General features: G+C 61.5%; 14 protein-coding genes. 4 read left to right on the top strand and 10 right to left on the bottom strand.

What is annotated here, in order from left to right; all coding sequences use genetic code 11:
• Nucleotides 1–66 precede the first annotated feature (66 nt).
• From ACQK2M_RS00825 to ACQK2M_RS00835, 3 genes are read left to right on the top strand one after another with little or no spacing between them, the layout of a single operon-like run.
• Nucleotides 67–1,041 carry a dihydrodipicolinate synthase family protein gene (locus ACQK2M_RS00825; protein ID WP_425416217.1) on the top strand — a complete coding sequence of 325 codons (975 nt, stop codon included), beginning with the start codon at nt 67–69 and terminating at the stop codon, nt 1,039–1,041.
• A 42-nt stretch (nt 1,042–1,083) separates the two neighbouring features.
• Nucleotides 1,084–1,839, top strand: a complete 756-nt coding sequence (locus ACQK2M_RS00830; protein ID WP_425416218.1) for an aldolase — start codon at nt 1,084–1,086, stop codon at nt 1,837–1,839.
• A gap of 46 nt (nt 1,840–1,885) precedes the next feature.
• Nucleotides 1,886–2,779: a dihydrodipicolinate synthase family protein gene (locus ACQK2M_RS00835; protein WP_425416219.1), complete on the top strand. Its 894-nt coding sequence runs from the start codon at nt 1,886–1,888 to the stop codon at nt 2,777–2,779.
• Between the two features lie 79 nt (nt 2,780–2,858).
• Here ACQK2M_RS00835 and ACQK2M_RS00840 read toward each other — a convergent pair whose 3' ends face one another.
• The gene (locus ACQK2M_RS00840) at nt 2,859–3,059 is read right to left on the bottom strand and encodes a 4-oxalocrotonate tautomerase (protein WP_425416220.1); all 201 of its coding nucleotides are present in this window, start codon (nt 3,057–3,059) and stop codon (nt 2,859–2,861) included.
• A 74-nt stretch (nt 3,060–3,133) separates the two neighbouring features.
• The gene (locus ACQK2M_RS00845) at nt 3,134–4,636 is read right to left on the bottom strand and encodes a UxaA family hydrolase (RefSeq protein WP_425419961.1); all 1,503 of its coding nucleotides are present in this window, start codon (nt 4,634–4,636) and stop codon (nt 3,134–3,136) included.
• Between the two features lie 262 nt (nt 4,637–4,898).
• Between ACQK2M_RS00845 and ACQK2M_RS00850 the strand changes: the two genes are divergently transcribed.
• A complete protein-coding gene (locus ACQK2M_RS00850) occupies nt 4,899–5,555 on the top strand; it encodes a hypothetical protein (protein ID WP_425416221.1) in 657 nt (218 codons plus the stop codon).
• Between the two features lie 180 nt (nt 5,556–5,735).
• On the opposite strand, the gene ACQK2M_RS00855 is transcribed toward ACQK2M_RS00850, so the two are convergent.
• From ACQK2M_RS00855 to ACQK2M_RS00890, 8 genes are read right to left on the bottom strand one after another with little or no spacing between them, the layout of a single operon-like run.
• Nucleotides 5,736–7,169, bottom strand: a complete 1,434-nt coding sequence (locus ACQK2M_RS00855; protein ID WP_425416222.1) for an aldehyde dehydrogenase family protein — start codon at nt 7,167–7,169, stop codon at nt 5,736–5,738.
• 43 nt (nt 7,170–7,212) lie between these two features.
• The gene (locus tag ACQK2M_RS00860) at nt 7,213–8,286 is read right to left on the bottom strand and encodes an ABC transporter ATP-binding protein (RefSeq protein ID WP_425416223.1); all 1,074 of its coding nucleotides are present in this window, start codon (nt 8,284–8,286) and stop codon (nt 7,213–7,215) included.
• A gap of 50 nt (nt 8,287–8,336) precedes the next feature.
• Nucleotides 8,337–9,020, bottom strand: a complete 684-nt coding sequence (locus tag ACQK2M_RS00865) for a GntR family transcriptional regulator (protein ID WP_425416224.1) — start codon at nt 9,018–9,020, stop codon at nt 8,337–8,339.
• A gap of 40 nt (nt 9,021–9,060) precedes the next feature.
• Complete coding sequence (locus ACQK2M_RS00870) at nt 9,061–9,921, bottom strand: carbohydrate ABC transporter permease (RefSeq protein WP_223479002.1); 861 nt, start codon at nt 9,919–9,921, stop codon at nt 9,061–9,063.
• Complete coding sequence (locus ACQK2M_RS00875) at nt 9,918–10,844, bottom strand: carbohydrate ABC transporter permease (protein ID WP_223479003.1); 927 nt, start codon at nt 10,842–10,844, stop codon at nt 9,918–9,920. The genes ACQK2M_RS00870 and ACQK2M_RS00875 overlap by 4 nt, the downstream gene beginning before the upstream one ends.
• 16 nt (nt 10,845–10,860) lie before the next feature.
• Nucleotides 10,861–11,328: a hypothetical protein gene (locus ACQK2M_RS00880; protein WP_425416225.1), complete on the bottom strand. Its 468-nt coding sequence runs from the start codon at nt 11,326–11,328 to the stop codon at nt 10,861–10,863.
• Nucleotides 11,329–11,335: 7 nt separating this feature from the next.
• Nucleotides 11,336–12,934, bottom strand: a complete 1,599-nt coding sequence (locus ACQK2M_RS00885; protein ID WP_425416226.1) for a GMC family oxidoreductase — start codon at nt 12,932–12,934, stop codon at nt 11,336–11,338.
• Nucleotides 12,935–12,977: 43 nt separating this feature from the next.
• On the bottom strand, nt 12,978–14,204 hold the full coding sequence (locus ACQK2M_RS00890) for a mandelate racemase/muconate lactonizing enzyme family protein (protein ID WP_425416227.1): 1,227 nt from the start codon (nt 14,202–14,204) through the stop codon (nt 12,978–12,980).
• Nucleotides 14,205–14,308: the final 104 nt, after the last annotated feature.

The raw sequence follows: 14,308 nt of genomic DNA on the forward strand, positions 1-14,308 counted from the left end.
GACAATTATCGATTAATCCTGTCACTTGCCCGCACCACAAACATTGTTGGAGCACACACCCGCGCGATGTCATTTCTGCCGTCATCCAGATACCTCTCGACTGCGATCGCGACGCCGGTCACACCGGCCCTGCGTCCGGATTCGGAACGCCTGATCGCCTTCGCGCGCCACCTGCTGGGCGAGGGCGTTGACGGCATCACCGTATTCGGAACGACGGGAGAAGGTCCGGAGTTTTCGGTTCGTGACCGGATGGCGACGCTGGATGCCTTGGTCTCGGCCGGCATAGCGCCCGAACGCATCACCGTCTCGGTCAGCGCGCTTGCCTTCGAGGATGCGTTGACGCTCGCCCGCCACGCAACCGGGCACGGCGTACATGGCTGCCTGCTCATGACGCCTTGCATGTTTCGCGGCGGGATTTCCGACGACGGTGTATTCGAGTTCTATCGCCAGTTCATAGAGCGGACCGGACGCGACGATATGCGCCTTCTGCTTTATAACTTCCCGGATATTTCCGGCGTCACCATTTCGCTGCGGGTCGTGCGCCGCCTGACCGAAAAATACCCCGGTATCGTGGCCGGCCTGAAGGATAGCGGCGGCGACGCTGACCTGACCCGGCAGTACATCCTCTCCTTCGCCGAGATGGAGATCTATACAGGCAACGAAGTCGACCTGCCGGAACTGAATCCGATAGGCATCGCAGGCACCATATGCGGCCTCGCCAATATCATGCCCGGCTTCATGCGCGCCCTCGTCGATACCCGAAACAGCTATGAAGGGCGGCCGATGATCGAATCGCTGCGAAACGCCGATGCGATCCTGTCGCGCTTCGCTTTCATACCCTCAGCCAAAGCGATCATCGCCGACACGATGAACGACCCGAACTGGCTGCGGGTCATGCCGCCAATGTCGCAGCCCCCCGCCGTACAGCGGTCGCAAATGCTGAGCGCCTACCGGGCCTGGCAGCAATCCGCCGCCGGGCTGGTGCGAACGTCAGACGATCAGGCTTCAACAAGCAACGTGACGCCGATCAGGATCGCCTGAGCGGGCACGTTCAAGACCCACGCAGAACGCAAGGATAACGCAATGCCGGACAATGCGCCGAAACTCGACACGGCCGAGATCCAAAACGCACGCCGTGAACTGGCCGCCTGCTTCAGGATGGCGGCGCGCCTTGGAATGCATGAAGGCATCTGCAACCATTTTTCGGCAGTGGTGCCCGGATATAACGAGCTTTTTCTGGTCAACCCGTACGGCTACGCCTTTTCGGAAGTCACCGCGTCGAACCTTCTGATCTGCGATTTCGAGGGCAATGTGGTGTACGGCGACGGCGTTCCGGAACCGACGGCTTTCCACATCCACGCACAACTTCACAAACTCAAGCCGAGCGCGCGCGTCGCGTTCCATACGCATATGCCATATGCGACCGCGCTTGCCATGATCGACGCGGAACCGCTGAACTATGCCGGCCAGACCGCCGCGCGCTTCTACAACCGCGTTGTCGTGGACGACGATTACAACGGCCTTGCACTCGACAATACCGAGGGCGCGCGGATCGCCAACGCCGTTGGCGACGCCGATATCGTCTTCATGCGCCACCACGGCGTCATGGTTCTGGCGAACAGCATCGCGGAAGCCTGGGACGATCTCTACTATCTCGAGCGCGCCTGCGAAGTGCAGGTTCTGGCCATGTCCACCGGCAAGAAGCTGATTCCGATCGACCACGATCTGGTCCGCAAGACAGGCGAGCAGATCATGAGCGAAGCGGCGGCGGGCGCCGGTCTTCACCTCGCCAGCATCCAGCGCCAGCTCGATCGCCTGGAGCCCGATTACCGCAATTAGCAGCGCGGCCGCAGGCCGAGAGCACTCCCACAACAAGGAAACAACCATGGCCTGGACCGGCGTATTCCCCGCAGTGACCACGAAACTGAAAGCCGATGGCAGTTTCGATCCCGACGCAATGGCGCACAGCATAGAACGGCTGATCGAGAACGGCGTCTCCGGCATGATCGTGTTGCCGATGCTCGGCGAGAACGCCTCGCTGAGCCAGAAGGAGCGCGATGAAGTGCTCGACCTGTCGGTCTCCGTCGTCGCCGGGCGCGTGCCGCTGCTCTCCGGACTGGCCGCGATTTCCACCGCGGATGCGACCTTCATGGCGAAGAACGCGGAGCGGCGCGGCCTCAAGGGGCTGATGGTCTTCCCGAGCCTGGCTTACAAGACAGACAGGCGCGAAACCATCGCGTGGTACGAGGCCATCGCTGCGGCAAGCAGCCTTCCGATCATGATTTACAACAACCCGATCGCCTACAAGGTCGATGTGGACGTTCCGACGCTGGAAGGCCTGCGCGCAGTCGATACGATTACCTGCATCAAGGAAGAAACCGGCGACATCCGTCGCGTAACGGACCTCTATAATGCCTTCGGGGACCGTTTTTCGGTCTTTTGCGGGGTCGACGATCTCATTCTCGAAAGCCTGGCGCTTGGCGTGACCGGCTGGGTATCGGGCATGACGAATGCCTGGCCCAAGGAGTGCGTCGAAATCTTCAACGGCGGCCGCGACGGAAAGTTCGACGCCGTGCGCGCCCTCTACAGGCTGATAACTCCCGCCTTCCACCTCGATACCGACGTCAAGCTGGTGCAATACATCAAGCTGGCCGAGAACATCGTTTACGGCGCGCCGGCCGGCGTACGCCCGCCGCGCCTGGAAATCGAGGGCGAGGAACTCGCCCGCGTCACGGCCGTCATCGAAAAGACCGTAGCGGACCTGGCGAACTACCGGTAACTCCGAAGCGGTTCCGACGGGTAAACCCACCGGCGCGGGCAACTCGCCCCGCCGGCATTCCCTAATACGCGCGGCGGCATCAGGTCTCGTCGGACACTTTGTCCGATTCCAGCCGGCCGCCATTCGCCCAGTTTTCGGGCGTAATGTCGTCGAAGACCACGGCAACCGCGGCGGCGCCGCAACCCAGAATCTCGGAAGCCGCCCTTGTGACCGCTTGAGCGAAGTCGCGCTTTTGCTCGACGGTGCGCCCGGACAGAAGTTCCACACGTATCATCGGCATGTTTCAGTCTCCGTATTCAGTATTTTGTCGATCGATTTGACGGCAATCGAAACAGGCATTCCTCGCGGTCCGCCCTATAGCCATGCATTGATATGCCAGGGAGCGAACTCGTCGTCGCCATAGCCGAGGTCTTCGCTGCGCGTGGCTTTGCCGGAGGCGGTTTCGAGCATCAGCTGGAAAATCCGCTCTCCCATCTCCTCGAGGCTTTCCTCGCCATCGAGAAGCGTGCCGCAATTGAAATCCATGTCCTCCCGCATCCGATCGAACATCGGCGTATTGGATGCGAGCTTGACGGACGGCGTCGGACGGCAGCCGAAGCATGATCCCCTGCCTGTCGTGAACATGATGAGGTTCGCGCCGGACGCCACCTGCCCGGTCGCGGAAATGGGATCGAAACCGGGCGAGTCCATGAAGATGAGCCCCTTCTTTTCTGCCGGCTCCGCATAGTGGATCACATCCACAAGATTGGTTGTTCCACCCTTGGCCACCGCTCCCAGCGACTTTTCCAGGATCGTCGTCAATCCGCCTTCCCTGTTGCCGGGCGATGCGTTGCCGTCGAAGCCCTGCGGCTCGCGCCTGGTATAGTCCTGCCACCAATCGATCAACGCGATCAGCCGCTCCCCAACCTCATGGCTGACGGCGCGTTCGAGCAACAGATTTTCAGCGCCGTGTATCTCGGGCGTCTCGGCAAGGATCGCGGTGCCCCCGCATGCGACAAGGCGATCGACGGCCGCGCCAAGGGCCGGATTGGCCGTCAGGCCCGACATGCCGTCCGACCCGCCACACTGCAGGCCGACGACCAGCTCGGATGCCGGGATCGGTTCGCGTTCGGCCTTCGCCGCCTCGACCAGCATTTCCTCGACATCGGCGACACCCGCCGAGATCGCCGCACGGGTTCCGCCGGCATCCTGTATGGAAATCGTGCGCAGCATGGGCCCCGGCACGAAGTGCTGATCCTTGAGCAAGGCGCTGATCTGATTGTCTTCGCATCCAAGCCCCACCAGCAGGATACCGGCGAAGTTCGGGTGGCGCATATAGCCACCAATCGTACGACGCAGCATGTCCATGCTGGTCGAGCCATCGGAGACACTGCAGCCGGATTTGTGGGTGAGCGGCACGACGCCATCGACGCCGGGATATGGGTCCAGCGCTCCTGGCATGCTGAAGTGCTCCGCTATCTTCTTCGAGACCAGGCTGGAGCAGTTCACCGAGGCGATGACCCCGATGTAATTGCGGGTCCCGACCTTCCCGTTGGAGCGGCGATATCCCTGGAAGACGGGCACGCGGTCGGCATCGACATACCGGGTGTTGCGCAGGCGTGCGCCAATTTCCAGCGCGGCGTGGGACGGTTCGTAACCAAGATTGTGTTCGTGCACCCAGCCGCCCGGCAGTATGTCCTTACGCGCGCGCCCGATGACCAACCCCATCCGGCGAACCTCCTCACCCGCCTTGATCGGAGCGATGGCGATCTTGTGCCCTGCCGGCGCCGCTTCGATGGCGACGAGTCCGAATCCGTCCAGCGGGTCTCCAATATCGAGACCGTCTATCGCGATGGCGACCTGGTCGTCCTGCTGCATGTGTAGGAGTCTTTTCAAGGCGGTCTCCAGCTGAATGAAAAAGGGTGAGGAAACGTCGGCGTCTGCCCGCCGCGTGCGTAGAGGGCGTGAGCCGTATCTAATCACACATACCTAATGTTAACAATGATTGTCAGCAATCATTCAAAGATTGTAGCTAGGCTTTTCACGGGCTACTTTATGAGCCGGGGCTGCGTATGCATGGCGCCCAGACGATTTTGTTTTCGCGCGCGACGAACGGGCGATATGGAACAGGAAAAGCAACATGCGCCAACGCCTGGACGGGTCTGCCATGCCCTTTGAAGGCATGAGGATCGAGACGCTCGACGGCCTGGCACAGAGACTGCCTCGACGTGACACCATTCTTTGCCTCGGCAACGGCCCATCATCGGAAGATCCGCGCCTTGTCAATTTCGAAGACCCGATCCTGTTCCGCGTGAACTGGATTTGGTCGGAACGCGACTGGCTGAACAAACCCGATCTGGTGCTGACCGGTGATCCGGATCTTGTTGCCCTCGCGAAACAGCCTGTCGTCGTCTTTCCGACACTCGAGATCGGCCAACCAATTCTTCGAGATCACGCGGAGCGAGGCCATTTGCCGAATTCCGGCTATGTATTCCTCAGCCGCTTCAGCCCGATCCTGGCAGACCTTTCAGGACCGCAGATCCCTACCAACGGCGCTCTCATGATCGCGCTTTCCGTAGCCCTCCGACCGACACGAATCGTCATCGCCGGCATTGATCTCTACCGCCACCCACAGGGCAAGTACCCGGGCGCACCGGACGATTCCGAGGGGTATACCAGCCAGCATAGCGCTGAGATTGACCTCGCCTTGATCGACTACGCGCTCGCCGATTTCTCCGGCGAAGTGACGATACTCAGTGAAAACCTGCGTAACGCTCTCGCTTCCCACCGGGACTGACAATACCGGTCTCAACGAAAGCAAAGCGCAGATACATCTGCCTCGCCGTTGGAGTGATGCCGACGATCGAGGAAAACCTGCGTGAGACCAGAGCCTGCAAAGCAGCGAGCTTACGCATGAGAGCGAAGCAAATCACTTTTTTCTCGTCGCTTCCGAAATCACGCTTTGTATGAGCATCACTCAACCCCAGCCCGAAACCGACTTGACGACCAGGTATTCCTCGATCCCCCATGTGCCGCCTTCGCGGCCTCCGCCCGAATGGCGAACGCCTCCGAAGGGAGAGCCGGCGCCGCGCGGCTGGCCGTTCATCTCCACCATGCCGGATCGCAAGCCCTTCGCCATCCTGTTCCTCCGTTCGCCATCCGCGCTCTGCACGTAATTCGTCAGGCCGTATGGCGTGTCGTTGGCGATTTGCAGCGCGTGTTCCTCGTCCTCGAAGGGGATGATGGAAAGCACGGGGCCGAAAATCTCCTCGCGGGCGATCGTCATGTCGTTGGAGACGTCGGCGAAAACCGTCGGTTGGACGAAAAAACCGCGGTTGAATCCCGCGGGCCGGCCGGGGCCGCCAGCCACCAGCCTGGCGCCTTCGTCCATGCCCTTTTCGATGAGTGCCTGGACGCGTTCATACTGCCGGCCATTGACGACCGGCCCGATATGCGCGCCCTCCTCCCGCGACGGACCGACGGTCACGGTTTCGGCGACCTGGCGAGCCTTCTCGACCGCCTCTTCATAGAACGGGCGCTCCACCAGCATCCGCGTCGGCGCATTGCAGCTCTGGCCGCTGTTCATCATGCAGGCCCGAACACCGCGCTCCACCGCTTCGTCGTCCGCGTCGGCGAAGATCAGGTTGGCGCCCTTGCCGCCGAGTTCCAGCGCGACGCGCTTGAACGAGTCGGCGGCTCCCTTCAGGACGCTGGCGCCGGCACCTGTGGAACCGGTAAAGGAAATCATTGTGACGTGAGGGTGCTCGACCAGCCGGGCGCCCGCTGTCGCGCCGTCGCCCTGAACGAGATTGAAAACGCCCGCGGGCACTCCTGCCTCGTCGATGATCTCCGCGAGCAGCGCCGAAGACAGCGGAGCGAATTCCGACGGCTTGAGCACCATTGTGCAGCCGGCAAGCAGGGCCGGAATGACCTTGAGCGCGACCTGGCTCATCGGCCAGTTCCATGGCGTGATCATGCCGACCGCGCCAATCGGCTCCATCAGGATCCTGTCGTCGGGCGCATGCGGAGCAAGCGGGCGGACGAACTCGAAATCCGTCATCGCGGCGAGGAAGTTCTTCATGTGCCGCAAGGCCGCAGGCGCCTGGCGCGTCCGCGCCAGATCGATCGGCGCACCCATTTCCTCGCTGATCGCCAGCGCCATCTCCTCGCTTCGTCGTGCGTAGACCTCTTGAATGCGCTCAACGACGGCGATGCGCTCTGCGGGTGCAGTCGCTGACCAGGCAGGAAAGGCCGCGTTCGCTGCAGCCACAGCGGCATCGACATCCGACGCATTCGCAAGGGAAATCGATCCCGTTGTCTGTTCGGTCGAGGGATCGACCATGACATGTTCGGCATTCGAACTCGCGGCAACCCAGCGGCCGCCGATATAGAATTCACGCAGATCGCGCACGTTACTGATCTCCTTGATGTTCGCTCGGCTCAGTTGCCCGAATTCAGGCGACGTCTTCCATTTCGGCCACCTCCGGCACAGGTGCCGCGTCGAAGATATGAATGAGGTCCGGCGCGGCACTCAGATGGATTGTCTCTCCGGGCCTGACCCCCGTTCGTCCACGGACCAGAACGCGCACGACATTCCCGGCAAGACGAGCGGTTATCTGTGTTTCAGACCCGGTCGGCTCGACGACAGACACGGTTGCGGGCCAGCCGTTATCGGTCAGTTCGAAGTGCTCGGGGCGCACGCCGACGGTGATGCGTGACCTGCCCTTGGGATCGCCTGCAGGAAGCTCGAGCCGCGTTCCATCCGAGAGGACGAGACAGGTGTTGTCGACGAGTTCTCCTTCCAGGAAATTCATGGGCGGTGAGCCGATGAAAGCGGCGACAAAGAGGCTCGCGGGATTGTCATACAGTTCGAGCGGCGGACCCTCCTGCTCGATTACCCCGCCGTTCAGGACAACGACCCGATCGGCGAGAGTCATCGCCTCGATCTGATCGTGGGTCACGTAAATCGTCGTCGTCTTCAGGCGCTGGTGAAGTTCCTTGATTTCGGATCGCATCTGGACGCGCAACTTCGCGTCGAGATTGGACAAGGGCTCGTCGAACAGAAAGACGTTCGGGTCGCGAACGATCGCCCGGCCCATGGCGACGCGCTGGCGCTGACCGCCGGATAGTTGCCGCGGCTTGCGGTCGAGCAGGTGTTCCAGTCCGAGAATGCGCGCCGCTTCGGTCACGCGTTGTTCGATATCGGCGCGCGGCACCCTGCGCTGCCGCAGCGCAAAGCCCATGTTCTCGCGGACATTCTTGTGCGGATAAAGCGCGTAGTTCTGAAACACCATGGCGATGTCGCGATCCTTCGGCGCGACATCGTTGACCACGCGGTCTCCGATATGGATCTCACCGCCGGTGATGTCTTCCAGGCCAGCGATCATGCGAAGAAGGGTCGACTTGCCGCATCCGGACGGGCCGACCAACGCGACGAACTCCCCGTCCTCGATATCGATGGAAACGCCGTGAAGCACCTCCACCGAACCATAGGATTTGCGTGCGTCGCGTATGTTTACGGTACCCATTGGGATCTCCTCCTTCGAAGGCCGCCGATACAAGGCGGCGGCCGGCAGGTTCAGGCCTGCCTGCGTTTGTCGATTGCCGGTATCTCGCTGATCATGCGGATCAGGAAATCGCCGGTGTTCTTTTCGTGCTGTTTGACCAATTCGGCGGCGCCCTTGAAGTCGCCGGCGCGCAGCATGTCGCGAATGCTCTTGTGCTCCGTCAGCGCGTCGCAGAGCCGGTGATGCTGGGGCGGAATGCCGTGCCGTTGCGCCGACATCTGGCCGTGCATGTTCTCGATCAGCTTGTGGCACCATGGCGATTGCGGGTTGTCGCAAAGAAGCTCGTGAAACTCATAGTTCTTCTGTGCGACGAGGTCGTAGTCCTTCCGGTCGAGAGCCTCCGCATAGGCCTCGATGTTCTCGTCGATCGTCGCGAGGCGCTCGGCGTCGAAATTCGGTGCTCCGAGTTCGATCGCGAGGCCGCAGACCCGTCCGCGCAAAGCGCTGATTTCCCGGATCTGATCGGCCCTCAACCCCTGGACGACGGCGCCAATGTGGCTCTGGATATCGAGCCACCCCTCTGAAGCGAGCCCGCGGATGGCTTCGCGGATCGGGGTTTCGCTTATTCCCAGTGCCGTCGAAACCTCGCGCGTGGTGATCCTGTCGCCGGGGCCGACGGCTCCGCTCAGGATCATGGACTGGATGTGGCGCCGGGCCATCTCCGCCTTGGTCATGTAGGTTTTCGGGTTTTCCATGGTTCGATCCAGTTCCGGTAAGAAAGGCCGATTGCGGCGACTATCCCTTGGTCGCTCCATCGGCCAGACCCTTAATCAGCCACTTCTGGACCAAAAGCGCAAAGATGACGACCGGAACCACGGTGATCGTGCCGACCGCCGTGAGCGCCGCCCAATTGGCGCCGTTGACAGTATCGCCAGCGATCCCCGCAATGGCCACCGGAATGGTGGAGGCGTGACGGTTGGTGAGAACCAGTGCGAAGAGCAACTCCTCCCATGCGAGGATCATCGAGAATATCAGTGTCGACAACAGGCCGGGAATGGATATCGGCACGATGATCTTGAAGAAGGCTCCGTAGCGCGAACAGCCGTCGATCATCGCGGATTCCTCCAATTCGCGCGGCAACGAGAGGAAGAAACTGCGCATCAGCCACATCACATAGGGAACCAGAAACGTGCTGTAGGCGAGGATGAGGGTGATGTGCTTGTCGGTGAGACCGAGATTGCGGGCGACGAGGAACATCGGCACGGCAAGCGCGATCGGCGGAACGCCGCGCGACAGGAGAATGAGGACGCCGATGGTGGCTGCGCCGCGCAGCCTGATGCGGGCAAGCGCGTAGCCGGCCATCGTTCCCACGACGATGGACAACAGACCGGAGCCCGTCGCCACGATGATCGTGTTGATCAGGCGCGGCACGATGTCGGCGCGCGTCATGTACTCGATATAGGCGTCGAGCGTCGGCTTGAAGAAGAATGTCGGCGGGCTGGTGAAGATGTCGACCTGGTCCTTGAAGGAGGTCAAGACCATCCAGTAGATCGGAAACAGGAAGACGATGCTGACGATTACGCCGCCCGCAATGCGAAGATTGTGTCCGAGCGAGCGGCGCAGACGCTTCGGCGCCGGAGTGACGATCGCGCTCAAAACAGTTCCTCCAGCTTGCGGCTGCCGCGCAGGAACAGGCCAGTCAGCACCATGGTCAAGATCAGGACAATCACGGCCATCGCGGCCGATTCGGCGAAACGCAGAGAGCGAAAAGCTTCCTCGTAGATGAACAAATTGACCACGTTGGTCGCCTTGCCCGGCCCGCCATAGGTGGCCGCCAGAACGATATCGAACATCTTCACCGCCCCAAGCCAGCGGATCACGAATGTCGCGGCGATGACCGGAACCAGCAGCGGCACCGCGACCGACCAGAGTGTCGACCACCAGTTCGCGCCATCGATCCTTGCCGCCTCGAACACATCCTTGGGAAGCGCCAGCAAGGCGGCCGTTGCGATGAGGACAATGAAGGGCGTCCACCGCCATGTGTCGATGATGATGATCGACGCCATCGCCAGCGTCGGATCGCCGAACCAGTCCAGCGGACCGATCCCGATAAAGCCCAGCCAGTAGTTCATGATGCCCCAGAGCGGATCGAGGATCATTCGCCACATGCCGCCCGCCACTACCGGCGCGACGACCATCGGGATGATGAAAAGCGCCCGGACCAGGCCCCGTCCCTTCCACTCCGCATTGATGAGAAAGGCGATACCGAAGCCAAGGACAACCTGCAGAGGAAGGGCGATCACCAGATAGATCAGCGTCACCTCGAGGGAATCCCAGAAACGATAATCGCTCATCACCTCGCGGTAATTTTCCCAGCCGACCCATTCACCGGCGCCGAAGGTTGCGATGTCGAAGCGCGAGAAGCTGATGTCGATCGTGTAGAAGATCGGATAGGCCAGAAGGGCGATCAGGAGCACGATCGACGGCGCCATGAAGGACCAGCGCACGAAAAGATCGCCGATCCGTCTCCGACGGCGCGGGGCGGCATTCGGTCCTGCCTGTGCTTTCTCGGATGTCATCTCTCTTTCTCCCTGCCTATCCGGCATCGCGATAGATCTTGCCGCGCGCCCTTACGGGGTCGAGCAGCGACAGGTCGCCCTGCTCCACCCTGTAGCCCTTCGGAAAGGCGGGGCGCGCTTCCATTCCGATGGAAGCCATGACCCGATCGTCGCGATAGTAACAGCGAGCGACCACCGACTCGATCACGCCCGCAAGATCCGCATGCCGGGTGCGAAATTCGGCAAGCCGCTTTGCCTGCTCGGCTCTCGACAGCGCCAAGATCATCCCGTCCGAAAGGTCGTTCACGACCTGCAGCGCCTTTCCCAACGCCTCCCTGTCACGATCGATGGAGCGGGTGATATCCGCAAAAATACGCAGATCGTCTGCCCCGGGTACGCCGTACTCCACGCTCGCCGGGATCATGTGTCCCGCGACGCATAGCAGCGTCACCCTTTCGATATCGGTCAGCGGCGCCGGAGGCTGTTTGTCGCTCATCGTCGTCATTGATGCCTCAATCGAAGAGTTCGTATATGCGCGACTTGATCTGGTCGGCGACGTAAAGCGCAACCGCCTGGATCGTGGATGTGGGATTCACGCCGCCGGACGTGACGAAAACACTCCCGTCGACGATGAAAAGGTTCTTCACGTCATGGCTCCGGCCCCATTCATTCACGACGGACCGTTCCGGATCCCGTCCCATGCGCGCCGTTCCCAGAAGATGCCAGCCCGCATATGGCACCGGCGCTTTCGTCGTGATGTCGTGCGCGCCGGCTGCCTCGAGGATTTCCACGCCCCGCGCAACGGAATGCTCAAGCATTTTCCTCGTGTTGTCGGACAACCGGTAGGTGATCCTGGGTGCGGGGATTCCATTGCCGTCCTTCAGGTCGGGGTCGAGCGTGACGCGGTTCGTCTCTTCGGGAAGATCCTCGCATACCGACACCATTCCCGCGCTGCGCTCGAAGAGGCGCCGGAACGCGGCATGATGACCTTCGCCCCACGGCACCATTCCGTCGGCAAAGCCGTTGATCGCCGTGCGCGCCGGCCCGATACCCCGGGAAAACTGGTATGAATAGCCGCGCAGGAAATCCCGTGCCGGATCGGTCTCGTAGAACTCCATGCTCCAGACGCAGATCGGCGGGCCGCGATAACCGTCCAACCGTTCATCAAAATGGCCGCGAATCTGGGCATAGGGGTGAAGCATGAGGTTCTTGCCCACCAACCCGCTGGAATTGGCGAGCCCGTCCGGGAAGCGGCCGGAAGCGGAATTGAGCAGGATGCGCGGCGTACCGATCCCGTTGCACGCCATGATGACGATCTCGGCCGGCTGAAAGACCTCTTTGCCATCAGCGTCGAAATAATGGACCCCGGTCGCCATGTCCGCGTCATTGGTCTCGATGCGGCTGACACGGCATTTCGTGCGCACCTCGATCCGCGAGCGGATTGCCTCCGGCCAGTAGGTCACGTCGGTGCTCGCCTTGGCGCCCTGGGCACAACCCGATCCGCATTGGCCGAGATTGATACATGGCGCGCGGCCTTCATACTCCTCGGTGGCGATGGCGGCGTCCGACGGCCACCAATGCCAGCCAAGGCGGTTCATGGCGGTTCCGAGCACTTCGCCTGTCCGGCCCATCGCGATGGGCGGCATCACCGCTTCCTTTTGCGGATAGGCCGGATCGCCGGCCAGCCCGGAGACGCCCATCATACGGTCATTGAGCGCGTAGAAAGGTTCAAGCGTGCCGTAATCCAGCGGCCAGTCGTCCGCGACGCCATCCAGGCTTTTAACGCGGAAATCCGACGGATGCAGCCGCGGGAAATGCGCGGCGTAGAACACGGTCCCGCCGCCGACGCCGTTGTAGTTGGCGATCTTGATCGGCGAGTCGTCGTCATTGACCGGATAGTCCGCTTCCAGCGCTCGCCGGTTCGGACTGATCGCGTAGTCTTCCAGGGCCCTGGCTTCCCAGTCCGTTCCCGTGCTCGGGAAATCGTTACTCTTCGGCCAGTCGCCCTGCTCCAGGCAGACGATGCGCATGCGCGTCTCTGCGAGGCTCCAGGCCACCGCCGCGCCGGATGCTCCGGCTCCAATGATGAGAACGTCGACAGGCTCGTTCATGACACTCATGCAAGCTTGGGGTGACCAGATACGTCAGACATCGTCACACAGACAGACGCGGCACCGAAACACGTTTCGGCATACCGACATCCGGCAAGGGCGGGTATTTCGCAAGCGCCGCCTCGATCGGCTCCGTCCCCCAACCAGGCCGGTCGGGCACGACCATGTAGCCGTCCTTGATTTCAGGCACATGGGTGAAAAGCTCACTGTCCCATGCGATCCGATCGATATCGGTTTCCATGATGCGCATGTTGGGTACGACGGCGCTGAAATGCGCGTTCATCATCGTGCACAAGTGACCGTAGAAATTGTGGCTCGCCACGTTGATTTCATGCGCCTCCGCGGCCGCAGCGATCTTGAGCGACTGCCAGACACCGTTCCAGGGTGTGTCGATAATCGCAACATCGATTGCCTGTTCGCGGAAGAACGGCAGAAACTGCTGCAGGCCGATCAGCGTTTCGCATGAGGAGATCGGGTGCCTGCTCTTGGACCGGATATAGGCCAGCGCCTTGGGATCGAGCGTGTCGATCTCAATCCAGAAGAGGTCGAGGTCCTCGATCTCGCGGATCATCGACAGGAAGCCCTCGGTCTTGCCGTTGAAATTCAGATCGAGAAGGATATCGATATCCGGACCGGCTTCCTCCCGCATGATCTGGAGGTGCTTGCGCAGATCCTTGCGTGTCTTGCGCTCGACATTGCGCCCCGGCTCGTGCGGACGGCTGAAGCCTGGCGACCAGCCTTCGATCCGGCCTTCGTCGTCATAATGGAAAATGTTCGTCTTGAGCGCCGTGAAACCCTTTTCGCCGACCTCGCGGGCGATCTGACGGACGCCGCTTTCGTCTGTAATACCGGGCGGGAAATGTTCCGTCCGCGTGCGGTAAGACACGCAATGCGACCAGTAGACCCTGATCCTGTCGCGCACCTTGCCGCCGAGCAGGACGTGACACGGCACGTCCAGCGCCTTGGCCTTGACGTCGAGAAGAGCGTTCTCGATCGCACCCAGCGCCTGGCCGATCACGCCGCCCGATCCCGGCCGCGTCACGTTGCGCAGGTCTTCCCTGACATGCTCGTGATGCATCGCGCTCTGCCCGATCAGGCGATGCGCAAGTTCACCGATGACGGCGGAGACGCCGGGCGACCCGAAGTTCTCGTCATATTCGCTCCAGCCGACGATGCCATCCTCGGTGACGATCTTCAGGAAGTGGTAGTTTCGCCAGGAGTTGCTGCAAGAGAATGTCTTGACTTCGCTGACAATCGCTTTCGTCGGCATCGGGTTCCCCAGTCAAAATCGGGCACGGGCAATCCGTCCCGCAAGCGCGATGCGCAGTGCATCGCCAGGTTGGCGCCGCATTGCGTGATGCGGCCGTAATCTGT

The sequence above is a fragment of the Oricola indica genome (assembly GCF_965227485.1).
Classification (GTDB): Bacteria; Pseudomonadota; Alphaproteobacteria; order Rhizobiales; family Rhizobiaceae; genus Oricola; species Oricola indica.